The organism is Streptomyces sp. NPDC088261, assembly GCF_044740805.1.
Classification (GTDB): domain Bacteria; phylum Actinomycetota; class Actinomycetes; order Streptomycetales; family Streptomycetaceae; genus Streptomyces.
This window is the reverse complement of record NZ_JBIURL010000023.1, coordinates 26863-49986: the sequence shown is the minus strand read 5'-3', so window position 1 is coordinate 49986 and position 23124 is coordinate 26863. Positions and strand designations below refer to the sequence as shown.

Genomic DNA, 23124 nt, shown 5'->3' with positions numbered 1-23124 from the left:
CGGTTCCGGGCGCTGCCGATGCGCTCGCGGCTGGCCCTCCTGGTGGCGACCGCGGTGGCGGTGGCGGTCGCGGCGGTGGCGGCGGCCTGCTGGCTGCTGACGCGGGCGCAGTTGCAGAGCGAGCTGGACAACTCGCTGGAGAACACCAGCGTGTCCCAGCTGACGGCGACCGCGACGGACGCCGTCAACAACTGCCTCGACGGGACGGACGCGGAGGCTGCGGCCAACCCCGGCGGTTTCGCCAACTTCCAGGTGGTTCTCGCGGACGGCCAGCGGTGTGTCGCGCGGGGCTCGGAACCGGTCAAGGTCCACGCGTCGGACAAGGCCGTGGCGGACAGCCCGGTCCGGGAGACCTCGCTCCACGACAGCACGACCGACAAGGGTGCGGCGGTACGGGTCTACACCCAGCAGGGTGCGATCCGGCTGCCCGCCCCGCCCGGCGTCCAGCCCGTCGTGGCCAAGGTCGCCGTGTCCGTGTCCCGCCCCCTCAGCGAGATCGACAACTCCCTCAACCGGCTCGCCCTCCTGCTCGCCGCCGTCGCCGGCGTCGGGGTGATCGGGGCGGGCGCGGCCGGGCTGTGGGTGGCGCGCGCGGGGCTGCGGCCCGTCGACGGGCTGATCGGGACGGTCGAGCACATCGCCCAGACCGAGGACCTCACCGTCCGGATCCCGGTGGAGGGCGACGACGAGATCGCCCGGCTGTCCCAGGCCTTCAACTCCATGACGGCGGCGCTCGCGTCGTCCCGCGAACGGCAGTCCCAGCTGATCGCCGACGCGGGCCACGAGCTGCGGACGCCGCTCACCTCGCTCCGTACGAACATCGAACTCCTCGCGCGCAGCGACGAGACGGGCCGGGCGATCCCGCCCGACGACCGCAGGGCGCTGATGGCGTCCGTCAAGGCGCAGATGACGGAACTGGCGGCGCTCATCGGGGACCTCCAGGAGTTGTCCAGGCCCGACGCGACCGACCCCGGCCCGCTCCAGGTCGTCGCGCTGCACGACGTCGTGCGGAGCGCGCTCGATCGCGCCCGGCTGCGCGGCCCGGACCTGACGATCGACGCGCGGCTGTCGTCCTGGTACGTACGGGCCGAACCGGCGGCGCTGGAGCGGGCGGTGGTCAACGTCCTGGACAACGCGGTGAAGTTCAGCCCGCCGGGCGGGACCGTCCGGGTCGCGCTGGACGAGCACGGCGCGCTGACCGTACGCGACCACGGGCCCGGCATCCCGGAAGAAGACCTGCCGCACGTCTTCGAGCGCTTCTGGCGCTCCCCGTCGGCCCGCGCGCTGCCGGGCTCGGGTCTCGGTCTGTCGATCGTGGCGCGTACGGTCCAGCAGACGGGCGGCGACATCACGCTGCGCCCGGCGGAGGGCGGCGGGACGGTGGCGACGATCCGCATCCCGGGGGCGAGGACGCCGCCGCCCGGGATGCGGTAGGAGTGCCGCCCGCTCAGCCGTTGTGGCGGAGCAGGGACTCGACCAGGCCGGGCCGGGTGGCGGGGAAGTCCAGCGGTACGATCCCCAGCCCGCGCCAGCCGGCCGCTCCCGCGCTGTCGAGGAGCGTGTGGACCTGGGGGTTGAGGCGGTCGGAGTTCCAGCGGGGCGGGAGCAGGGCGGCGGTGCTGACGTAGTTGACGAACAGCTTGCCCGGCTGCGCGACGGCCTTGCGGAAGTGCGCCTCGATCCGGGAGTACTTGGCGATGGGCTCCGCCCCGTAGTCGTCCTGGATGTCGAACAACGCGCCGTCCCCGTACCGGAGTCCGGGCAGTCCGCCGTTGTCGGCGAGCAGCACGACCCGGCCGCGCGCCTCGCCGAGCGTGGGCAGCCCGTCGCCGATGCGGAAGAGGGAACGCCAGCCCTTGCCGTCGAGGTAGGTGTCGAAGATGCGGCGGAACGTCTCGTTGCTCTCCTCGGAGTACTCCTGCTTGACGCGCATCAGGATGGTCTCGGAGGGGTGGGCGCGGAGGAAGTCGCGGCAGGGGTTCAGGACGTCGTCGAAGTTCAGGTTCTGGTAGTACGCGGCGTGGTGGATGGTGAACGCGCCCTCGAACGCCCGGCAGCGGATGTCCAGGAACCGGACGCCGCTGGCCAACTGCTCGGCGATGCTGGTGGTTTGGCAGGCGACGTACAGACCGCCCACGCGGGCACCGGAGTTGTGGGTCCCGGGGATGGTGAGGGACGGGAACCGGGTCGCGTCCGGGAAGCCGCCCATCCAGTCCTGCGGGGCGAGGGCCCGCGGGGCGAGGGCCGGCGCGGGAGCCGGCGCGGCGACGGCGGCGTCGGCCGGGGCGGTCCCGACGAGGGCGGTTCCGGACAGGGCGAGAGCACCGGCGAGGAAGCCGCGGCGGGTGGGGAGGGACGAGGTCATGTGGGGGATGCCTCCGGGTCGTCGGGCGGGAACGGCCCTCGGATTATGACCTGTCCACGTCACACGCAGAAGGCGGCCGCCGCACGTCAGCCGAAACGCCCGGCGACGTAGTCGGCGGTGCGCTCGTCCTCCGGGGTGCCGAAGATCTTCCCGGTCGGCCCGTGTTCGACGATGCCCCCGGGCGTGCCCTGCTCGGCCAGGAAGAACGCGCACTGCTGCGAGACGCGGGCGGCCTGCTGCATGTTGTGGGTGACGATGACGACCGTGATGTGGTGCGCCAGGTCGTGGATCGTCTCCTCGACCCGGCGGGTGGAGGTCGGGTCCAGCGCGGAGCAGGGCTCGTCCATCAGCAGCACGCGCGGGCGTACGGCCAGGGCGCGGGCGATGCACAGACGCTGCTGCTGCCCGCCGGAGAGGGCGCCGCCCGGCTGGCGGAGGCGGTCACGGACCTCCTTCCACAGGCCGGCCCGGGTGAGGGACTCCTCGACCAGCAGGTCCTTCTCGCCCCGCGAGGCGCGGACGCCGGTGAGGCGCAGACCCGCGACGACGTTGTCGTAGATGGACATGGCCGGGAAGGGGTTGGGCTTCTGGAAGACCATGCCGATGTCGCGGCGCGCGTCGGTGAGGCGGCGGCCCGGCGCGTAGATGTCCTGGCCCTCGAAGAGCACCTCGCCGCCGAGCTGGGCGGACGGGATCAGCTCGTGCATGCGGTTGAGGGTGCGCAGGAACGTCGACTTGCCGCAGCCGGAGGGGCCGATGAGCGCGGTGACCTCGCCGGCGGGCATGGTGAGGGAGACGCGTTCCAGCACCTTGTGGGTGCCGAACCAGGCGGAGACGGACCGGGCTTCGAGTGTGGCGGGGGCGGCCGGGGCCTGGCTCGCGTTCGTGCCCGTGGTCGTGGTGGTGCTCGCGGGCGCGGTGGTGGTCTCGATCGTGGGCAGGACGACCGTGTCGGTCGTGGCGGAGTGGGGTGCGGCGGTGTCGGTCACGGCGGATACCTCGTGGTCAGAGAAGGTTGGGGAGCAGGTGGGTGACCTGGGCGGCGACCTGGAGTCCCAGGACGGCCACGACGGGGGCGCACACGATCCAGGTCTGGTGCCGGCCCCAGCGGTGCCACGCCCAGACGGCGGCGATCGCGACGACCACCAGCGCCTGGAGCCACATCACCAGCTCCCACGGGACGCCGTCGCCGCTCGCGAGCGGCTGCTCGGAGCCGGGGATCGAGCCGGGCACGATGGTGGCGGCGGGGGTCACGGCGACGGCGGACACCTGCTCGGCGTCGACGCGCAGGACACCGGCCGGCAGGAAGGCGCTACCGGTCGCGGTGACCAGCACCAGCCGCCCCTTGCCCTGGGCGAGTGTCGGCGGCGCGGGGTCCCCCGCCACCCGTACGTCGGTGACGCGGTACGAGGCCCTGCCCTGCCCGGTCGTGGCGGTGAGGGTGTCGCCGGGTTCGAGCGTACGGAGATCGCCGAAGGGCCCGCCGTACGCGGCGGCCCGGCCGAAGATCACGCTGGTGCCCGCCTGTCCGGGCATCGGGGTGTCCCGGCGGTGGCCGGGCCCGTCACTCAGGACCCGCGAGTCGGTGCCCTCCAGCACGGCCACGCGGCGGAGGTGGAGCTTGGGGATGTCGAGGAGCGCGACCGGGGTGCCGGGGGTCAGCAGGTGTCCCCCGGCGTCGGTCTGGGCGACCGGCGAGGTGCCCTCGGCGAGGGACGCCCGCAGCGTGTCGAACGCCGACTGCTGGGCGGCCCGGTACTGGAGGGGGCTGATCAGGAGCAGCTGGACGGTCAGCCCCAGCAGGAGGGCGGCGAGGGTGAGCAGCGCGCCCCGGGCCAGGTGCCGGGCCGGGGGAACGCGCGGGACGCGAGGCGGCGTCGCGGCCGGTGTCGTACGGGGCGGGGCTTCCGCCCCCGGCGGGCGGGGCGGGGACTGTACGGCGACCGTCACGGCGGCCTGCCTCCTTAGCGGGCGGTGCTCCGGTGGATGGTGAACTGGCTTATCGGGCTGGCGAGTTGATGGGGTGCGCCGGGGAGGCCGGGCGGGCCTCCCCGGCGCGGTGGGTCACTTGGACGTGAGCGTGAAGTTCGCGCCGTCGCGGGGGAGCGTCGTGGACGTGCCGGTGTAGCGCGCGTGCAGCGTGTGCTTGCCGGCGCGCAGGACCGGCAGGGTCACGACGACCTTGCCGTCCTTGAGGGTGCCGGTCGCCAGGACCTTGGTGCCCTCGCGGATCTCGACCTTGCCGGTGGGGACGATGCCCGTGGCCTTGACCGTGGCGGTCACCTTCGCCTTGGCGGTGTGGCTCACCGTCGTCGGGTGGGAGACGGTCACCGTCGGCGTGGTCTTGGCCACCGTCAGCTTCACGCTGGCCGAGGACGCGCTGAGGGTGCTGCTGCCCGCGTAGGCCACCGACAGGGTGTGCGTGGCGACCGAGAGGCGGTTGGAGACCGCGACGGAGACCTTGCCGTTGACGACGGTGCCCGTGCCGAGGACCTTCGTGCCCTCGGAGACCGTGACCTTGCCGGTCGGGGAGACCGCGTGGGTGTCGGTGATGGTGACGGCGACCTTCGGGGTGACGCCGTAGGCGACCTTCGCGGCGGTGGCCGCGGTCTTGCTGACGAACTTGACCGGCGTGGTGACCGTGGCCGGGGCGCCGCCGCCGATCAGGTTGTTGGCCGTGACCTTGGCCGTGTACTTCGCGGCCTTCAGACCGGTGAACTCGAACGCCTTCGTCGTGGCGGGGAAGTCCTTGTTCTGGACGACCGCTCCGTCGACGTCGGTGAGCACCACGCGGTAGTCGGTGACCGGCAGTCCGGTCGCCGCCGGGGCGGTCCAGGAGACCTTGAGGCTCCCGTCGCCGGTGACGGCCTTCGTCACCGGGGTGCCCGGCAGGGCGGAGGAGACGGAACTGTCCTCCAGGCCGCCGAACTTGGCGTGCTTGGTGGGGCTGATGGAGCCGTTGTACGGCTCGTTCACGAAGCCGAACTTGGCGATGACGCCCTCGGCGTCGTCCGAGGCGAGCTTCGCCTCGTGGGTGCCGCTGGTGACGAAGACGTCGAACAGCGCCTTGTCGTAGAAGACGCTGGTCGGGTCGATGGCCCGGCTGGGGACGACGTTGTAGACGTCACGGCCGAAGGTCGCGTCGTTGTAGAAGTCCGTGGCGGGGGTCAGCTTGCCGTCCGTCTTCACCGCGACCGGGGAGGTGAAGGTCACGTTGCCGGGGAGCTGGAGGCTGGCCAGGTAGGCGCCGCCCGTGACCGCGGTCCTGCTGTGGTCGGGCGCGATGCCGTTGTTCTGCGCGATCCAGCTGGCCACGGAGAAGGGCACGAGGTCGCCGTTGTTCTTGACGGCGTCGTCGGCCTGGTTCTCCTGGACGACGGTGGCGATCCGGTCGACCGTGCTGTCGTCCGGGACGTTGATCGCGGCGAGGAAGAACTTCCGCGTGCCCGAACCGCCCTGCGGGATGAAGGGCTTGACCTGCTGGCCGTTCACCTGGGTGAGGACACCCGAGTAGATGTCGTGCAGCTGGGCGATGGTGAGGTTCTGGAGCGCCGAGCCCTTGACCGCCACGCCGACCGCGTCCCGGGCGAACGGGATGTAGGTGAGGCTGGTGCCGGAGACGCCGGGGCCGCCGGAGGAGCGGGCGAAGTCGACCTGGCCCTTGATGACGTCGGTGGTGCCCTGGAAGGGGATGCCGACGAGGGAGTCGGTGAGGGCGGTACGGCCCTTGCCCGAACCGTTGGGGCGCAGGAAGGGCGAGCCGCCCTTGCGGGTGGTGATCTTCGAGGTGGTGGAGAGAGTGCCGGGCTCGATCGCGTCGTACGAGGCGAGGCCCGCGTCGCCCGACTTCACGGCCGTACCGGCGTAGTCCGTACCGTTCACGATGTCGCCGGCCAGGGCGTTCAGGACGTCCTGCGTGGTGTCGGAACCGACGCCGACCAGCGTGCGGAAGGTGCCCGCGGGCGTGGGGTCGGCGGACGCCGGGCTCGCCAGGGCGAGGCCACCGGCCACGACGGCGGCGGCGACGGCCGTCGCGGTGAGGCGGATTCTGCGCATGGTGTTTCTCCTGCTGAGGACGGTGTGACGGGGTTGGTGCGGGGTTTCTGGCAAGGTGGAGCGAGCCGTCCGTCCCGACTTCCTCTCGGGGCGGACGGCGGTCTGTGGGACGCGTCAGGGACGCGGGTGCGGCCGCAGCCGTTCGGGCAGGGCCGCGCGCAGCCGCTCCGGGAGCGCCAGGCGGGGCAGGACGGTGACGCTCCGGCCGCCGGGGAGCGGCAGGCGCAGGGGCAGACGGATCCGGGACCCGCCCGCGAAGGGCGCTCCGGCGGCGGCAGCGGCGCCGAGGGCGGCGCCGATCGGGACCGCGTACCGCAGGGAGTTGGCGGGATCGGCCGGGGTGAAGCCGTTGGCGGTGGTACGGACGGCCGCGCCGCCGTCGAACGACGGGGCCGCGCTGGGGGCGGGGCTGCCCTTGCCGGTGGTGCCCGCGGGAGCGGCGCCGGCGCTTCCGCCGCCGGGGGTTCCGCCGTCGGCGCTGTCACCGCCGGGCGCTCCGAGGCCGCCCGAGGTGCCCGTGTCCGTACCGGAGCCCGTACCGTCACCGCCGCCGCCCGTGCCCGCGCCCTTGCCGGGGCCTTCGGACGAGGACGGCTTCCACGCCGCGATCTCGGCGGCGGCGGCGCGGGCCTGGGTCCGCAGGGGGCCGGGCAGCGGCGCGTACCCCGGAGGCAGGTCGCCCGGGTCGGTGCCGCTGCTCTGCCCGGCGCCCGCCGCGTACGTCAGCAGCGCCGCGTAGTCCTTGCGCGCCGCCGCCTTCAGCTCGGCCGGGCGCACCGCGCCGTACACGAGCTGGGCGAGCGGGTACGCGTCGGGCGCGGTCACCCTGGCCGGATCGATGACCCGTACGGCGTCGCCGGTCGCGCTCGCCGCGGCGGCGGTCAGCGCGCCCGTGGTGGGGGCGGTGAACTTGCCCGCCGCGTTGAGCAGTCGGGCGCTCTGGAGGCTGTAGCGGGCGGCCGAGGCCGCGTCCGTCACGGAGATCACGAAGCGGGAGCCGACGATCTGCGGACCCACGCTCTTGTAGGCGGGCGGTACGGCGAGCGCGTCCCAGTTGGACTTCCACAGGGTGTCGGCGCGCCGGGTGTTCAGGGCGCCGGCGTGCATGTCGTCCACGTAGGGGTGGAAGTCCGTCATGCACTGCTTGCCATCGGGGCCGAGGCCGTCGGGGACCAGGCACCACGGGTCGCTCTTGGGGAAGTCGTCACGGGCCAGGTCGAAGGCGAAGCCGGTGGGGTTCACGTCCGCGCTGGTGCTGAAGTACGGGTTGACGCGCATCCCCCACTGGTCGGGGACGCCGGACAGGAACGCGCGGGCGTCGTTGTCCGCGGCGATCCAGTTCCACACCGTGCGGGCCGTGTCGGAGTGGCCGAGCGCGGTGATCAGGTCCGTGTCCGTCGCCGGGGTCTCGGCGACGGAGAGGTGGGCGAACTCGGGGTTCAGGGCGAGGAAGTCGGGGTCGCTCACCAGGCCGGCCGGGTTGCCGGTCAGCCACTCGTACCCCTGGGCGGCGTGGAGTTCCGGCGCGCCACCACCGGTGGACGTGCTGGTGACCGCGCCCCATACGGAGCTGCGGTACGACTCCGTGAGCAGCTTGGCGACCAGCCGGGGGGTGAGGTCGAGGGAGCGCACCTTGGTGCCCGACACCTTCTGGGCGGACTCCGGTGCGCCCGCCTTCGCCCGGCGCTCGATGGTGAAGCCGATGACGGCGCCGGACAGCGCGACGGGGGCGTAGGCGGTGGGGCCCTCCGGCGCGGTGGTCCCGGGGTCGTCGCCGAGGGCGCGGGTGGTGAAGGCGAGTCCGGAGGAACCGTCGCGGGAGAGCCGCCCCCGGGCGTCGGGCTCGCCCATCTCGGTGTAGCCGTAGACGGTGCCGGAGGGGCAGAGGGCCGCCTGCCAGCTCGTCATGGCGTCGGCGGCCAACTCGCTGCCGTTGGTGGGGCGTTCGTCGGCGCCCAGGGCGCAGTTGGAGGCGACCGAGTTGAAGCCGAGCTTGATCGCGACCCGGTTCTTCCAGTTCGTGGAGGAGACCGGGGATCCGGCGTTGACCTGGGTGGTGTCGGCGTACGGCTTGCCGTCGAGGTCCAGGTGGCCCTGCGGGACGATCACCAGCCAGCAGGAACGGGGCTTGGTGGCGCCGCTCTTGGTGACGGGGGCGCCGCAGCCGAGGTGCGGGGCCTCGTTGGCGGTCTGCACCTCGAAGTACTCCTGCCCGCTCCCGTCGGAGCTGGTGCGGGCGAAGTCCACCTCGTTGGTGGTGTTGTAGTTGAACAGCGGGTTGTTCTGGGTGTTGGTGGCGACGACCGTGCCGTCGACGGACTTGAACGGCACCTCGCCCTGGCCGTTGGCGCCGTCCAGGCCGTAACGGTCGTCCTGCCCGTAGTTCGTGGGTTCCGCGGTGTAGGTGACGGCCCGGGTGTCGTCGTAGGCGTTGCCGGGCCAGCCGCTGCGGTTGGTGGTGGGCGAGGCGCCGTACTGGCACTGGGTACGGGAGGGGCCCGGGTTGCCCTTGACCGTCCCGTCGTCGTCGCCCCAGCACTGCATGATCTGGACGAAGTCGGTGTTGAACAGGGCCCCGGCGAACCGGGTGGGCGTCCCGCCGGTCCACGACACGGAGACGGCCTGATTGGTGAGGTGCGTGGTCTGGCTGACCGTGAACCGCATGTCCTTGAACTCGCCGCGCCCGGACACGGTCACGGCGGAGCCCGTGACGGCGGCGGCCGGCTGGGCGGTCTGGGCCACGACGGCGCCAAGGAGCGCGCCGATCAGGGCCCCGGCCGCCAGGCGCAGGGTGGTGCGGCGGAAACGGCGGAGCTGGCGGAACTCTCCGAGTCTTCTCAGAGCTGAGGTCTTCACGAGGCCGGGCCCTTCCGGGAGGCGAGCGTGCGGGAGATGACGGAGGGGAGCAGCACCAGGCCCAGCAGGACCAGCGCGGTCAGCAGCACCAGGGTCTGCGCGCCGCCCCAGCCGCCGCGGCCGGCCACGGTGACCGGTTCGGCGAGGTTCACGGCCCCGGCGGCGCCGCCCGACGCGGTCTCGCCGCCGGCTCCGCCGTCCCCGGAGGCGAGCACCTGCCCGGTGTCCGGGTCGACGGCCGGCTTCCCGGCGCCGCCCCCCGTGCCGCCCGCGCCGCCGGCCCCGGCGCCCGTACCGCCGGTCGCGGCACCGCCGCCGGAGTCCGTACCACCGGCGCCACCGGTCGTGCCGCCCGTGCCACCACCGCCCGTGCCACCACCGCCCGTGCCACCGCCGCCCGTGCCACCGCCGGCCGCCCCGCCGGAGGCGGCGGAGCCGCCCGTACCGCCCGAGCCGCTGCCGCCGCCCGAGCCGGTCTTCGCACCGCCGCTGCCGGTGGTGCAGGCCGTGGCGCCCTTCTTGTCGCACGCGCTCGGGTACGGGGCCGTCTTCGCGAGGCGGTTGGTGCCGTCGGCGCTGAACGTCGGGTTGTTGCACTTCTTGATGTCGACGGTCTGCGTCTTGACGCCCGGGATCTTGCGGATCTGCTCGAAGCCGGCCTTCACCAGGTTGATCGGCAGGGGTGAGTACCCGAGCTGCTCGGCCTGTTGCTGCCCCTGGCACATGAAGTAGTAGGAGAAGGCGCCGAGCGTCTTGCCCTTGGCCTCGGTGAACGTGCCCTGGGCCTTGAGCGGCAGGACCATGTACGAGTAGCTGGACAGCGGGTAGTTGCGCTTGTCGCTGTCGTTGTAGACGCCTTCGAGCTTCTGCGTGAGGTAGTCGGGGGAGCTCTTGTTGGTGTTGATGCGCGCCTGGAGGAGCGAGACGGCGACGTTCTGGGCGGTCGGCTCGGTGTAGTACCCGGCGTGGTTCAGCACCTTGGCGACCGGGAAGTGCGCGTTGATGGCGTACGAGTAGTTGACGTAGCCGATCGCGCCCTCGCCGTACCCCTGCGCCACGTACCCCGCGACCCCGAGGTCGCCGGACTGGGCGATCATGCCGGAGACGGTCGGGTAGTACGAGGTCTGGCCGCAGGCTCCCGAGCGGCCGACCTTCGCACAGTACGCCTTCCACAGGGCGGCGTGCTGGTTGGCCATCCACAGGGTGAACTGGGCGGTGGAGCCCGAGCCGTCGGACCGTACGACGGGGACGATCTGGCGGTGCGGCAGTTTCATGCCGGGGTTGTCGGCGGCGATGACGGGGTCGTCCCAGTAGGAGATGGCCCGGGTGAAGATCTTGGTGACCACGTCGCCGGACAGCCGCAGGTTGGTGACCCGCTTGCCGCCGATGGTCAGGTGGTACATGAACACCGTGCCGCCCGCCACGATCGGCATGTACGCGTATGTGCCGGAGGCGGGGTTCTCGGCGGCGGACCCGTCCGTCGGGTGGGTCTGGAAGGGGATGTCGGAGACCGCGAAGTCGACCGTGCCGTTGAGGAACTGGCGGCGGCCGTCGGAGGAGCCCGTACCGGAGTAGCTGATCCGCATGCCGTACTGGTTGACGTCACGCCGCCACTCGTCGACGGCGTTCTCGGCCCAGGTGGAACCGGCCCCGGCGATCGGGGTGTAGCTCTCCGAGGCGGCGTCCGCCGGTGCCAGGGGCCCCAGCAGGACCGAGACGAGCACGCCGAACACCGCTGTCAGGGTGAGCCGGGCGCGGGAGGTGAAGTGGCTGGGCATCAGTCGTTCACTCCGAATGCGGGTGCGGAAGCGGGGGTGGACGCGGAATCGGATACGGGTACGGGGGCGGCCTCCGCGAAACGGCGGACGTCCCGGCGGGAGGCGCGGGCGGTCCTGCGGGCCTGGCGCCTGGTCTGCCGGCCGGGGCCCCGGCCGCCGAGGACGCGGGCCACCGCGAAGAGGATCAGGACCAGGGCCATCAGGACGGCGGCGGCGCCGAACCCGCGCGCGATCATGGTGGGTTCGGGGGACTTCACGAAGGAGAAGACCGCGAGCGGCAGCGACACCATCGGGCCCGACGTCGGATCGGCGTTGAGGGCGGCGGTGAACCCGGCCGTGAGGAGCACCGGGGAGGTCTCGCCGATCCCGCGCGCGGTCCCCAGGATCACGGCGGTGGCCAGTCCCGAGCGGGCGGTCGGCAGGATGACGTGCCACACGGTCCGCATGCGCGGCGCGCCCAGCGCCTCGGCGGCCTCGGTGAGGTTGCCGGGGACCAGGCGCAGGACGACGTCGGCCGCGCGGATGACGATCGGCAGCATCATGACGCTGATCGCGAACCCGGCCGCCAGACCGGACTTCTGGAGTCCGAGGCCGAGGATCCAGATCGCGTACACCATCAGGCCCGCGACGATGGACGGCAGCGCGGTCATCGCCTCGACGATGGTGCGGACGAAGCGCGCGAAGCGGCCGGTGACCTGGTTGAGGTAGACCGCGCAGGCCAGGCCGAGCGGGACGGTGATGGCGAGCGCGATGGTGATCATGATGAGCGTGCCGAGCATCGCGTGGGCGATACCGCCGTTGGTCAGCGGGTCCAGCGGGCCCGCCGCCTGCATGTCCTGGGTGAAGAAGTTGAGGTGCGGCAGGGCCTCGCGGCCCCGGTAGAGGGTGAAGCCGACCACCATGACCAGCGCGAGGAACATCAGGCCCGCGGCCGACCACAGCACCACGGTCATCACCCGGTCCCGCACCGCCGGGCCGTCCTCCTCCAGTCCGGTGAGCACCGCGTAGACGCAGAGGAACACCAGGTAGGCGACGACGGCGAAGCCCAGCGCGCCGGAGAGCGGGGCGAGTTCGCCGAAGAGCAGGACCGCGACGCACACCCCGGCGGCGGCGGCCCCCGCCAGGGCGAGCACACCGTTGCGGGTGACGCCGCCGATGCGGCGGGGCACGTCCTCGGTGAAGGGAGCGGCCTCGGGGTCCGGCGGAGGGGTCCGTACGGCCGCCGGGGTCTTTTCCAGGACGGTCATGTCAGCCCTCGCTCTGGGCGCCGGAACGGGACCGGGCGACGATCGAAGAGGCGGTGAAGTTGACCGCCAGGGTGAGCAGGAAGAGCGCCAGGCCCGCCGCCATCAGCGCGGACATCCCGAAGTCGGAGGCGTCTCCGTAGTGCAGGGCGATCAGTGAGGAGACGGAGTTCGCGCCGGTCTGGAGGATGTGGGGCTGGATGGTGAAGACCGGGGAGATGATCAGGTAGACGGCGATGGTCTCGCCGAGGGCCCGGCCCAGGCCCAGCATCGTCCCGCCGATGATGCCGCCCTTGCCGTACGGGACGACCACGGCGCGGATCACTCCCCAGCGGGTGGAGCCGAGCGCGTACGCCCCCTCCCGTTCGCCGGCGGGGGCCTGGGAGAAGACCTCGCGCATCACCGAGCACATGATCGGCGCGACCATCAGCGCGACCACGATGCCGGCGATGAAGGACGAGGCGGTGTAGACGCTGGCGGTGGCGAGCGGCTCGCCCTCCACCACACCGTCCACCTTGAAGAACGGAATCCAGCCGAACCAGGTGGACAGCCAGCGCGACAGACCGATCACGTGCTGCTGGAAGAAGAACAGGCCCCAGAGCCCGTAGACGACGGACGGCACGGCGGCCATCAGGTCGACCAGCGCGATCAGCGTCCTGCGGAGTCTGACCGGCGCGACGTCGGCGATGAACAGGGCGGTTCCCAGCGCCAGCGGTACGGCCACCACCACCGCGACGGCGGCGATCAGCAGCGTCCCGGTCAGGACGGCGGCGATGCCGAACTTGTGGACGTCCGGCTGCCATTGGGCCGTGGTGAGGAAGGAGAAGCCGGTGGCGCGCAGCGCCTGCGCCGCCCTCACCATGAGGAACAGCCCGACCGCCGCCATGATCGCGAGGACCACGACACCCGCCGCGGTCAACTGCCAGCGGAAGACCCGGTCCCCGAGCCCCCGGGCCGCGTCGAGCCGCCGCGGCACGTCGTCGTCCGACGGTCTGCCAGATATGTCCGACCCCGCTGCTGCGGTAGCCATCTCCGAACCCCCCACCTGGGTGCCACACGGGACGCGTGATTAAAAAAGCGCATGGACGCGACCAAACGGGCAGCGCGCTGACCCAGATCTAATGGCTCGATCATGTCGTCCCTCGCTCACACATGTGAGCAGAACGCGAACACGAGATGGTCATACGGTGCAGAAGACGGGGGTGACGGATCGACAAAACTGCCTCAAGCAGACGTAATTACACTCCCACTTTGGGATTCACCTTCACGAACTGCACACAGAATCATGGTGAATTCCGGCCACACATGTCCAAGGGCGCGTCAAGCGCACGTCACGACACGCAAAAGGGGCGGTGGGCCGTCTTCCGGCCACCGCCCCTTCCTCGCGCGGGTGCTGCTACCTGATGACGGTGATGCGGTTCGCCGCCGGCGGGGCCAGCGGGGCCGTCGGCGTCGAGTTCGCCGTCAGGTACGCGTTGAGCAGGTCCAGGTCGGCCGGGCCGACCAGCTTGTTCGTGCCCTGGCCCAGCGCCGCGAAGCCGTCGCCGCCGCCGCCCAGGAACTCGTTCATCGCGACGCGGTAGGTCTTCGCCGGGTCGATCGGCGCGCCGTTCAGCCGTATCGAGTCGGTGACGACCCGGGCCGCGCCCGTCTTCGTCATGTCCAGGGTGTACGTGAGGTTGTGCGACACCTGGAGGATCTTCGGCGAGGCCTCGTTGGACCCGCTGACCTGCTGCTGGAGCGCGGTGATCAGCTGGGTGCCGGTCAGGTCCAGGGCGTTCATCAGGTTGGTGAACGGCTGGACCGTGAAGGCCTCCCCGTACGTCACCACCCCGTCGCCCTCCGAGCCCGACGCCTTGTAGACCAGGTCGCCGCGGATGCCGCCCGGGTTCATGAGGGCGAGCTGGGCGCCGCCCTTCTCGGGCGCCGCCATCCCGGCGAGCTGCGCGTCCGCGATGACGTCACCGAGGGGCGACTCCGGCGTCGTGGCGCCACGGCCGTTGATGTCCGCGGAGATGTAGCCCTGCGGGGTGCCCGCGACCGGTCCGGCCAGCGTGGTCCAGTCCGTGATGAGCTTGGTCAGGTCCGCGGCCTTGGGCTGGTCCCGGGTGACGACGTGGTTCGCCGAGGTGACCGCCGTACGGACGATGTCGTTCGTCCTGCGGTCGTAGGTCAGCGTGGTGTCCGTGTAGAGCTTGCCGAACGACGACGCCGAGGTGACCATGCGCGGCTTGCCCGCCGGGTCGGGGATCGTGCAGACGTACGCGTTGTGCGTGTGACCGGTGACCAGCGCGTCGACCTTGGGCGTGATGCCCTTCGCGATGTCGACGATCGGGCCGGAGAGCCCGCCGCCGGCGGCCGGGCTGTCGCAGTCGTAGTTGTACGACGAGGAGGCGGGCAGCCCGCCCTCGTGGATCAGCGCGACGATGGACTTGACGCCCTGCCGGTCCAGTTCCTTGGCGTACTTGTTGACCGTCTCGATCTCGTCGTGGAACTTGAGCCCCTTGACGCCCTCGGCGGTCACGATGTTCGGGGTGCCCTCCAGGGTCACCCCGATGAAGCCGACCTTGACGCCGTTCTTCTTCCAGATGGTGTACGGCTTGAGGATCGGCTTGCCGGTCTTCTCCGACGTGACGTTCGCGGCGAGGTACGGGAAGTCCGCGCCCTTGAACTTGCGCCCCTTCTCGTAACAGCCGGCCGTCGGGTGGCAGCCGCCGTTCTGGAGGCGGGCCAGTTCGGCCGCGCCCTCGTCGAACTCGTGGTTCCCGACGCTCGTCACGTCGAGGTCGATCTTGTTGAGCGCCTCGATGGTCGGCTCGTCGTGGAAGAGCCCGGACAGCAGCGGGCTCGCGCCGACCAGGTCGCCGGCGGCGGCGGTGATGGAGTAGGGGTGGCCCTTGCGCGCGGTGCGCAGCGAGCTCGCCAGGTACTCGACACCGCCCGCCGGGACGGCCTTGACCGTACCGTCGGCCTGCTTCTCGTTGACGTTGCCCGCGGAGCCCGCCGGCGGCTCCAGGTTGCCGTGCAGGTCGTTGAAGGACAGCAGTTGGAGGTCCACGGTGCTCGGCTTGTGGTGGCTGTGGCTGCCGTGGCCGCTGTGCTTGCCGCCGCCGTGCCCTTGGCTCTGGGCGGCGGCCGGCATCGCGGCGACCAGCGCGCCGACGGTGGCCAGGCCGGCGGCGGCGACGAGAACCCGCCGGGCCGCACGGTTCTTCTGCGGTGTCGCTGACATCGCTCCCCTTGTGAGTACAACATGCGAAATCTGTGGGTGATTGCGAGGCGCAGCCTACGATTTACGCGCGTAGCGCGACAGGGTTCGGGGGTTACGAGCAGGTTGCGGCTACGGGTGCCGGTGACGCGCGCGGCCTCGCCGTACCCTCGACCCATGAGTGAAGCAGCAGCCCGTGGGCCCGCCCGGCAGATCCAGACCCTAGACGCGCTCACCCCCGAGCAGGCCGAGGACGTCCTCGGCCTGCTCGCGGCGGCCGCCGCCTCGGACGCCGTGCAGGCCGTCTCCGAACAGGGCAGGCTCCAGTTGCGCGGCGGACACCGCGAGGGCGTACGGCACTTCCTGCTCACCGTCGGCGACGAACTGACCGGGTACGCGCAGCTGGAGGACACCGATCCGGTGGAGGCGCCGGCCGCCGAGCTGGTCGTCCACCCGGAGCGCCGGGGCCGGGGGCACGGCCGGGCGCTGGGCACGGCGCTGCTCACCGCGTCGGGCAAGCGGCTGCGGGCATGGGCGCACGGCGGGAAGTCGGCGGCCCGGCACCTGGCCCAGGTGCTCGGCCTGTCCCTCTTCCGGGAACTGCGTCAGCTGCGACGGCCGTTGAAGCCGCTGGGCATCCCGGAGGCGGCCCTGCCGGCCGGGGTGAGCGTCCGTACCTTCGTGCCGGGGCAGGACGACTCCGCCTGGCTCGCGGTGAACGCGGCCGCCTTCGCCCACCACCCGGAGCAGGGCGGGCTGACGCAGCGGGACCTGGACGACCGGAAGGCCGAGCCGTGGTTCGACCCGGAGGGCTTCTTCCTGGCCGAGCGGGACGGCGAACTGGTCGGCTTCCACTGGACGAAGGTGCACGACGAGGAACGCCTGGGCGAGGTGTACGTGGTCGGCATCAGGCCCGACGCGCAGGGCAGCGGCCTCGGCAGGGCGCTGACCGCGATCGGCCTGCGGCACCTCGCGGAGGCGGGGCTGCCGACGGCGATGCTGTACGTGGACGCGGACAACACGGCGGCGGTGACGGTGTACGAGCGGCTGGGCTTCGTCACGCACGAGGTGGACCTGATGTACCGCACGGAGTCCTGACCGTATTCACAACGTCTTGAACCACCCCCGAGGGGACGGTGTTTGACACCGTCCCCTCTTCTGCGGGAGGCTTTCACTACTTCCTTAGTGAAAGGGTGTTGCGCGGTGATCGAGTACCGCATCGACCGCAGGAGCGGGGTGGCCACGTACCTCCAGATCGTCCAGCAGACCAAACAGGCCCTGCGCCTGGGCCTGTTGGAACCGGGCGACCAACTGCCCACCGCCCGCGAGGTCGTGGAGGCCACCGCCGTCAACCCGAACACCGTGCTCAAGGCCTACCGCGAGCTGGAACGCGAAGGGCTGGCCGAAGGGCGGCGCGGCCTCGGCACCTTCGTCCGGGGCACCCTCGGCCGGGGCACGGCCGACAGCGCCCTGCGGGCGGAGCTGGCCGCGTGGACGGAGCGGGCCCGCGGTGAGGGCCTGGACCGGGACGACGTGACCGCGCTGGTCACCGCCGTACTGGACAAGACCTTCCCGGCGGACGGCGGCGCCGGGAACGGCGGCGCCCGCGGCAGCACCCGTACCGAACAGAACGCACCGGACAAAACCCAGGGGGACCACGCATGACAGTGACAGCGCTGGAGGTCACGGACCTCGGCAAGGCGTACAGACGGTTCGGGAGGCGCGGCACGCGGCGGTGGGCGCTGCGGGGCTGTTCCTTCCGGCTCCCCGCCGGCCGCGTCTGCGCCCTCGTCGGCCCCAACGGCGCCGGCAAGTCCACGCTCCTCGCCGCGGCGGCCGGCCTGCTCGCCCCCACCGAGGGCGGGCTCCGCGTCCTCGGCACCGACCCGGCGACCGCCCGCCCGCGCCTCGCGTACGTGGCCCAGGACAAACCGCTCTACCCGCAGCTGACCATCGGCCAGACCCTGCGCCTGGGCCGGGAGCTCAACCCGGAGCACTGGGACCAGGAGGCGGCCGAGCGGATCGTCGCGGGCGGCGGCCTGGACCACGGTCTGCGCGTCCGTACGCTCTCCGGCGGCCAGCGCACCCGGGTCGCCCTCGCGCTCGCCCTGGGCAAACGCCCCGACCTGCTGCTCCTGGACGAGCCGATGGCCGACCTCGACCCGCTCGCCCGCCACCAGCTGATGGGCGCGCTGCTGGGCAGCGCGGCGACCCACGGCACGACCGTGCTGATCTCCTCCCACATCCTCACGGAGCTGGAGGACGCCTGCGACTACCTGCTGCTGGTCGACGGCGGCCGGATCCGGCTCGGCGGCGAGATCGAGGACATCCTGAACGCGCACACCATGATCACGGGCCCCGCCCGCGGCCTGGCCCCGCACACCGTGGTCGAGTCCCGCACGACCGGGCGCGGCCTCACCGCCCTGATCAGGCCGGACGGCCCGGTGGACGACGCGTGGGACACCCGCGTCCCGTCCCTGGAGGAGCTGCTCCTCGCCCACCTGCGCTCCCCGGAAGCCCCGTCCCTGCTGACCCCGAGCGCGGAAGCGCGGATCCTTACGGAGGTGGCGGCGTGAGGACGCTCGCACCGCGCGGCCCCCTGTGGGTCGCGACCCGGCTGCACCGGCGCGCCCTGTGGGCGGGGGCCGGTTTCCTGGTCCTGGCCGTCGCGGCGCTGCTCTACCAGCGGCTCCACGCGGCGAGCGTCGCCGACGCGTTCTCGGCCACCGGCTGCTCCGTCGACACCAGGTCGATCCGCTGCGGCGACCCGGTCCGTACGTACCTGAACGCGGAGCTCGTCTTCCAGCGCTGGCTCACCTACCTGAGGATGTTCCTGCTCGTCCTGCCCGGCGTCGTCGGCGCCTTCGTCGCGGGCCCGGTGATCGCCCGGGAGCTGGAATCGGGGACGTACAAACTGGCCTGGAGCCAGTCCGTCACCCCCGCCCGGTGGCTCGCCGCGAAGCTGGCCGTACCGCTGGTGTGCACGGTGGCCGCCGTCTCCGTACTCCTGGGCCTCCACCGCTGGGCCGTGGCGACCGGTCCCGACGACCACTACGGGGACTTCTGGTACAGCTCGTTCCGCGACATCGGCATCGGTCCCACCGCCCTCGCGTACGCCGTACTGGGCGTCGCGCTCGGCGCCGTCACCGGGCTGCTGGTACGGCGGACCGTCGTCGCGCTGGCCGCCACCGCGCTCGCCATGGGCGCGGTCGTGCTGGTCCTCCACGAATGGCTGCGCCCCTTCCTGTGGCCGGTCCTCACCGACACCACCCCCATCCGGCGGGCGGCCGACGACTGGGTGGTGCAGGAGGGAGTCATCACGGCGGCCGGGGAGCGGATCACCCGGGAGGAGTGCTTCGCCTACGGGTGGCGGGTCTCCCCGTGCGAGAAGCGGCCGGAAGGCGCCGTCAACTTCGTCGACTACCACCCCGCCTCCCACCTCTGGCCCCTCCAGCTGGTAGAAACCGGAATCGTCCTGGCCCTCGCGGCGGCAGCCGCCCTCGTCGCGTTCCGCGTCCTGCGGCGCCTGCACGCCTGACCGGCTCCTGACCACACCCGCCCCAGGAGCACCGGAGAGCACCAGCGATCACCGGTCATCACCGGTCATCACCGGAAAACGCTCCCCGGGGAGCGGTCACCGCCCCCGGGGAGCCCCGTCCCGCTTCCCTGCACGTCATGTCGCCGTTACCGCCCATTCAGACGTGCTTGCGACGCTCTCCCAATGCAGCCCGCTGTACCCCCCACGCCGAACGGCAGGTTCCGCCTCGCCCCCGCGCTCTCCGACGCGCCCGTCACCCCTTCCGCGCGGAAGAATGGGGACATGAGCGAGCAGCCCGAGGTCCCGGTCCAGCACCACCAGCCGTCGGTCGGCTTCCTAGCCGCCCACCGGCCCCACACCGTCGCCGCCAACGTGTCCGATCTGGAACCCGATCTCGACGCGGATCTCGACGCGTACGAGGAGGACAGCGATCACGGCGGCGCGGAACTCCCCCAGGGCCGGTTCCTCGACCGTGAGCGCAGCTGGCTGGCCTTCAACGAACGGGTCCTGGAGCTCGCCGAGGATCCGGCGACCCCGCTCCTCGAACGGGCTAATTTCCTCGCCATTTTCGCGTCGAACCTGGACGAGTTCTTCATGGTCAGGGTCGCCGGGCTGAAACGGCGCATCGCCACCGGCGTCGCCACCCGCTCCGCGTCCGGCCTCCAGCCGCGCGAAGTGCTCGACCTGATCTGGACCCGCTCCCGCGAGCTGATGGCGCGGCACGCCGCCTGCTACCAGCAGGACATCGCCCCGGCCCTGGCCGACGAGGGCATCCACGTCATCCGCTGGCCCGAGCTGACCGAGAAGGAGCAGGCGCGCCTCTTCACGCTCTTCCGCCAGCAGATCTTCCCGGTCCTCACCCCGCTCGCCGTGGACCCGGCCCACCCCTTCCCGTACATCTCCGGCCTGTCGCTGAACCTGGCCGTGGTCGTACGGAACCCGGTCAGCGGCCACCGCCACTTCGCCCGCGTCAAGGTGCCGCCGCTGCTGGCCCGCTTCCTGGAGGCCTCGCCCTCGCGGTACGTGCCGCTGGAGGACGTGATCGCCGCCCACCTGGAGGAGCTGTTCCCCGGGATGGAGGTGCTGGCGCACCACATGTTCCGGGTCACGCGCAACGAGGACCTGGAGGTCGAGGAGGACGACGCCGAGAACCTCCTCAAGGCGCTGGAGAAGGAGCTGATGCGGCGCCGCTTCGGGCCGCCGGTGCGCCTGGAGGTCGAGGAGTCCATCGACCCGTACGTCATGGACCTGCTCGTCCGTGAGCTGAAGGTGCAGGACTCCGAGGTCTACCCGCTGCCCGGGCCGCTGGACCTGACCGCGCTCTTCGGGATCTCGGCGCTGGACCGGCCCGAGCTGAAGTTCCCCAAGTTCATCGCGGGCACGCACCGCGACCTCGCCGAGGTGGAGTCCGCGTCCGCGCCGGACATCTTCGCCGCCCTGCGCGAGCGCGACGTCCTGCTGCACCACCCGTACGACTCGTTCTCGACGTCCGTCCAGGCGTTCCTGGAGCAGGCGGCGGCCGACCCCGACGTCCTCGCCATCAAGCAGACGCTCTACCGGACCTCCGGCGACTCCCCGATAGTCGACGCCCTGATCGACGCCGCCGAGTCGGGCAAGCAGGTCCTCGTCCTGGTCGAGATCAAGGCCCGCTTCGACGAGCAGGCCAACATCAAGTGGGCGCGCAAGCTGGAAGAGGCCGGCTGCCACGTCGTGTACGGCCTGGTCGGGCTCAAGACGCACTGCAAGCTCTCCCTGGTGGTACGCCAGGAGGGCGAGACCCTGCGCCGCTACAGCCACGTCGGCACGGGCAACTACCACCCGAAGACGGCCCGGCTGTACGAGGACCTCGGCCTGCTCACGGCCGACCCGCAGGTCGGGGCGGACCTCTCCGACCTCTTCAACCGGCTGTCCGGCTACTCCCGCAGGGAGACCTACCGGCGGCTGCTGGTCGCCCCGAAGTCCCTGCGCGACGGGCTGGTCACCCGGATCAACAAGGAGGCCGCGCACCACCGCGCCGGCCGCCCCGCCTACGTCCGTATCAAGGTCAACTCGCTGGTCGACGAAGCGATCATCGACGCCTGCTACCGGGCGTCCCAGGCCGGGGTCCCGGTCGACGTGTGGGTGCGGGGCATCTGTGCCATCCGCCCCGGCGTCCCCGGGCTCTCCGAGAACATCCGGGTCCGCTCGATCCTGGGCCGGTTCCTGGAGCACTCCCGCGTCTTCGCCTTCGGCAACGGGGGCGAGCCCGAGGTCTGGCTCGGCAGCGCGGACATGATGCACCGCAACCTCGACCGCCGTATCGAAGCGCTGGTACGGGTCACCGACCCGGCGCACCGCGCGTCCATCACCCGGCTGCTGGAGACCGGAATGTCCGACACCACCTCCTCCTGGCACCTGGGCGCGGACGGCAACTGGACCCGGCACGCCACGGACGCCGAGGGCCAGCCGTTGCGGCACGTACAGGAAATGCTCATAGACGCCCGGAGGCGCCGGCGTGCAGCACCATGAAGTCGACACCGTGCCCGGCACGGCCCTGAGCCCCGCACGGGGCACGGACCGGGCCGCGGACCGGCTGACGGCGGGCGAGATCCTGGCCGGGTACCTCCACACCCGGGCGGGTGATTTCCTGCGCAGTCTGCGGCTCTACAGCGAGAGCGGCTCGGACACCGCCGCCGCCGAACAGGCCGCGGCGGCGCTGCGCGGCTCCGCCCGGCGGATCGGCGGCAGCCTGCACACGTTCCGGCCGCTGCTCGACCCGGCCTGGGCCGACCAGCTGCGGACGGAGCTGGGCTGGCTGTCCGGCACGCTCGCCCAGGAGCACGCGTGCACCGCGCGGCTGCACCGGCTCCTCACCGCGCTGGGCCGGCTCTCGGGCGCGGCCGCCGTGCCCGCCGTACGGACCGCGGACCCCGGTCCGGCGGCCCGCGCGGCCGGGCCGCTGACCGTCGGGGCGTCGCGCGCGGGCGCCCTGCTGGAGCGCCAGCTGACGCTCGCGCGGACCCGGTCCCACTCGGCGGCGCTCCAGGCGCTCGGCTCGTCGCGCTTCCACGCGGTGGCCGACGCCGTGGCCGTCCTCGCGTCCGAGGCGCCGCTGGCGCCGCTCGCCGCCGCCCCGGCGGTCGAGGTGCTCGCGGGGCCCGGCGAGGTCACCGAGCGGCAGCTGCTGGACGCGGTGTCCGCGCTGCCGCTGGCGCGCGCGGCGCACCCGTACAACGCGGAGGCGCTGGTGCACGGGCTGGCGACGGCGTCCGAGGGCGAGGCGCAGGACGCGCCCTGGCACCAGGTGCGCCAGCTGCTGCGGCTGCACCGGTACGCCCAGGAGGTGTGGTGCGCGGCCGGCGCCCCCGACCCAGTGCTGGCGGCGGCCGGCCGGACCCTGGACCGGCACCGCGACGCGGCGGAGGCGGCGGCCGCCGCTGCGAACGCGGCGCGCACGCCCCGTATCGCCCCCGCGACGGCGTACGCCCTCGGCGTCCTGCACGCCGACCAGCGCCACGAGGTCGAGGCGTCGCGCTTCGCGTTCCAGCAGGTGTGGCAGGGAGCGGGGGCGGCGGTATGAGCGGAGGCAGCGGTACGAGCGGCGACAACGACCCGCACGACCTCATCCGCGCGGCGGGCTGTGTGCTCTGGCGCCGGGCGTCGTACGGCGACGGCGGTACGGAGATCTGCCTGGTCCACCGCCCCAAGTACGACGACTGGTCCCACCCCAAGGGCAAGCTCAAGCACGCCGAGGAGCCCCTGGCGGCGGCCCTGCGCGAGGTCCTGGAGGAGACGGGCCACCACTGCGCCCCGGGAGAGCGGCTCGGTACGGTCCGCTACCTGGTGAACGGGCGCCCCAAGCGCGTCGACTACTGGGCGGCCGAGGCCACCGGCGGCGCGTTCGCGCCGAACGACGAGGTCGACCGCGTCCTCTGGCTCACCCCCGCCGCGGCCCGCGGCCGCCTGACCCAGCCCCGGGACCGCCTGCTGGTGGACGCGCTGCTGAACGCGTCCATCTGAGGGGCGCGCGGGGGCGCGTACGGCCCGGCTGTCCCAGCCGTCTCCCGAGGACACGGGGGCACGCCGTCACGCCCTGTGAA

The 23124-nt window shown here is 72.4% G+C and carries 17 protein-coding genes; 8 read left to right on the top strand and 9 right to left on the bottom strand.

The window, feature by feature from the left end; genetic code table 11:
- Nucleotides 1-18: 18 nt before the first annotated feature.
- Nucleotides 19-1434 (top strand): sensor histidine kinase, encoded by a 1416-nt coding sequence (locus ACIODU_RS30790; RefSeq protein WP_401771942.1) that lies wholly within the window; start codon nt 19-21, stop codon nt 1432-1434.
- A 13-nt stretch (nt 1435-1447) separates the two neighbouring features.
- Here the strand turns inward: ACIODU_RS30790 and ACIODU_RS30785 are convergent, their stop codons facing one another.
- The 9 genes from ACIODU_RS30785 to ACIODU_RS30745 all read right to left on the bottom strand — a co-directional run bounded on the left by ACIODU_RS30785 (nt 1448) and on the right by ACIODU_RS30745 (nt 15531).
- Nucleotides 1448-2365 (bottom strand): phosphatidylinositol-specific phospholipase C, encoded by a 918-nt coding sequence (locus ACIODU_RS30785; RefSeq protein WP_401771830.1) that lies wholly within the window; start codon nt 2363-2365, stop codon nt 1448-1450.
- Between the two features lie 86 nt (nt 2366-2451).
- On the bottom strand, nt 2452-3174 hold the full coding sequence (locus ACIODU_RS30780) for a phosphate ABC transporter ATP-binding protein (protein WP_345943723.1): 723 nt from the start codon (nt 3172-3174) through the stop codon (nt 2452-2454).
- A 196-nt stretch (nt 3175-3370) separates the two neighbouring features.
- The gene (locus tag ACIODU_RS30775; RefSeq protein WP_401771828.1) at nt 3371-4315 is read right to left on the bottom strand and encodes a sortase; all 945 of its coding nucleotides are present in this window, start codon (nt 4313-4315) and stop codon (nt 3371-3373) included.
- Between the two features lie 114 nt (nt 4316-4429).
- Nucleotides 4430-6421 carry an Ig-like domain repeat protein gene (locus ACIODU_RS30770; protein ID WP_401771825.1) on the bottom strand — a complete coding sequence of 664 codons (1992 nt, stop codon included), beginning with the start codon at nt 6419-6421 and terminating at the stop codon, nt 4430-4432.
- Nucleotides 6422-6535: 114 nt separating this feature from the next.
- Nucleotides 6536-9277 carry a hypothetical protein gene (locus ACIODU_RS30765; protein ID WP_401771822.1) on the bottom strand — a complete coding sequence of 914 codons (2742 nt, stop codon included), beginning with the start codon at nt 9275-9277 and terminating at the stop codon, nt 6536-6538.
- The gene (gene pstS / locus ACIODU_RS30760; RefSeq protein ID WP_401771820.1) at nt 9274-11055 is read right to left on the bottom strand and encodes a phosphate ABC transporter substrate-binding protein PstS; all 1782 of its coding nucleotides are present in this window, start codon (nt 11053-11055) and stop codon (nt 9274-9276) included. Before pstS ends, ACIODU_RS30765 begins: the two co-directional genes overlap by 4 nt.
- Complete coding sequence (gene pstA / locus ACIODU_RS30755) at nt 11055-12302, bottom strand: phosphate ABC transporter permease PstA (protein WP_401771817.1); 1248 nt, start codon at nt 12300-12302, stop codon at nt 11055-11057. The genes pstS and pstA overlap by 1 nt, the downstream gene beginning before the upstream one ends.
- Before the next feature lies 1 nt (nt 12303).
- Nucleotides 12304-13329 (bottom strand): phosphate ABC transporter permease subunit PstC, encoded by a 1026-nt coding sequence (gene pstC / locus ACIODU_RS30750; protein WP_401771814.1) that lies wholly within the window; start codon nt 13327-13329, stop codon nt 12304-12306.
- Between the two features lie 366 nt (nt 13330-13695).
- On the bottom strand, nt 13696-15531 hold the full coding sequence (locus tag ACIODU_RS30745) for a bifunctional metallophosphatase/5'-nucleotidase (protein WP_401771812.1): 1836 nt from the start codon (nt 15529-15531) through the stop codon (nt 13696-13698).
- Between the two features lie 153 nt (nt 15532-15684).
- Between ACIODU_RS30745 and mshD the strand changes: the two genes are divergently transcribed.
- The 7 genes from mshD to ACIODU_RS30710 all read left to right on the top strand — a co-directional run bounded on the left by mshD (nt 15685) and on the right by ACIODU_RS30710 (nt 23044).
- On the top strand, nt 15685-16605 hold the full coding sequence (gene mshD, locus ACIODU_RS30740; RefSeq protein ID WP_401771809.1) for a mycothiol synthase: 921 nt from the start codon (nt 15685-15687) through the stop codon (nt 16603-16605).
- Nucleotides 16606-16710: 105 nt separating this feature from the next.
- Nucleotides 16711-17172: a GntR family transcriptional regulator gene (locus ACIODU_RS30735; RefSeq protein ID WP_401771806.1), complete on the top strand. Its 462-nt coding sequence runs from the start codon at nt 16711-16713 to the stop codon at nt 17170-17172.
- The gene (locus ACIODU_RS30730) at nt 17169-18083 is read left to right on the top strand and encodes an ABC transporter ATP-binding protein (RefSeq protein ID WP_401771803.1); all 915 of its coding nucleotides are present in this window, start codon (nt 17169-17171) and stop codon (nt 18081-18083) included. The genes ACIODU_RS30735 and ACIODU_RS30730 overlap by 4 nt, the downstream gene beginning before the upstream one ends.
- Nucleotides 18080-19045 (top strand): ABC transporter permease, encoded by a 966-nt coding sequence (locus ACIODU_RS30725; RefSeq protein ID WP_401771801.1) that lies wholly within the window; start codon nt 18080-18082, stop codon nt 19043-19045. Before ACIODU_RS30730 ends, ACIODU_RS30725 begins: the two co-directional genes overlap by 4 nt.
- A 282-nt stretch (nt 19046-19327) precedes the next feature.
- Nucleotides 19328-21553 (top strand): RNA degradosome polyphosphate kinase, encoded by a 2226-nt coding sequence (locus tag ACIODU_RS30720; RefSeq protein ID WP_401771798.1) that lies wholly within the window; start codon nt 19328-19330, stop codon nt 21551-21553.
- 25 nt (nt 21554-21578) lie between these two features.
- Nucleotides 21579-22604: a CHAD domain-containing protein gene (locus ACIODU_RS30715; protein ID WP_356429415.1), complete on the top strand. Its 1026-nt coding sequence runs from the start codon at nt 21579-21581 to the stop codon at nt 22602-22604.
- Nucleotides 22601-23044, top strand: coding sequence for an NUDIX hydrolase (locus ACIODU_RS30710; RefSeq protein WP_356429355.1), 444 nt, complete (start codon nt 22601-22603; stop codon nt 23042-23044). The genes ACIODU_RS30715 and ACIODU_RS30710 overlap by 4 nt, the downstream gene beginning before the upstream one ends.
- Nucleotides 23045-23124 lie beyond the last annotated feature (80 nt).

Bases quoted from the DNA above. Each gene is read 5' to 3' on its own strand.
- pstA (WP_401771817.1), bottom strand. From the start codon at position 12,302: ATGACCGTCCTGGAAAAGACCCCGGCGGCCGTACGGACCCCTCCGCCG.
- ACIODU_RS30745 (WP_401771812.1), bottom strand. From the start codon at position 15,531: ATGTCAGCGACACCGCAGAAGAACCGTGCGGCCCGGCGGGTTCTCGTC.
- ACIODU_RS30790 (WP_401771942.1), top strand. From the start codon at position 19: ATGCGCTCGCGGCTGGCCCTCCTGGTGGCGACCGCGGTGGCGGTGGCG.
- ACIODU_RS30720 (WP_401771798.1), top strand. From the start codon at position 19,328: ATGAGCGAGCAGCCCGAGGTCCCGGTCCAGCACCACCAGCCGTCGGTC.
- pstC (WP_401771814.1), bottom strand. From the start codon at position 13,329: ATGGCTACCGCAGCAGCGGGGTCGGACATATCTGGCAGACCGTCGGAC.
- ACIODU_RS30770 (WP_401771825.1), bottom strand. From the start codon at position 6,421: ATGCGCAGAATCCGCCTCACCGCGACGGCCGTCGCCGCCGCCGTCGTG.
- ACIODU_RS30730 (WP_401771803.1), top strand. From the start codon at position 17,169: ATGACAGTGACAGCGCTGGAGGTCACGGACCTCGGCAAGGCGTACAGA.
- mshD (WP_401771809.1), top strand. From the start codon at position 15,685: ATGAGTGAAGCAGCAGCCCGTGGGCCCGCCCGGCAGATCCAGACCCTA.
- ACIODU_RS30710 (WP_356429355.1), top strand. From the start codon at position 22,601: ATGAGCGGAGGCAGCGGTACGAGCGGCGACAACGACCCGCACGACCTC.
- ACIODU_RS30785 (WP_401771830.1), bottom strand. From the start codon at position 2,365: ATGACCTCGTCCCTCCCCACCCGCCGCGGCTTCCTCGCCGGTGCTCTC.
- pstS (WP_401771820.1), bottom strand. From the start codon at position 11,055: ATGCCCAGCCACTTCACCTCCCGCGCCCGGCTCACCCTGACAGCGGTG.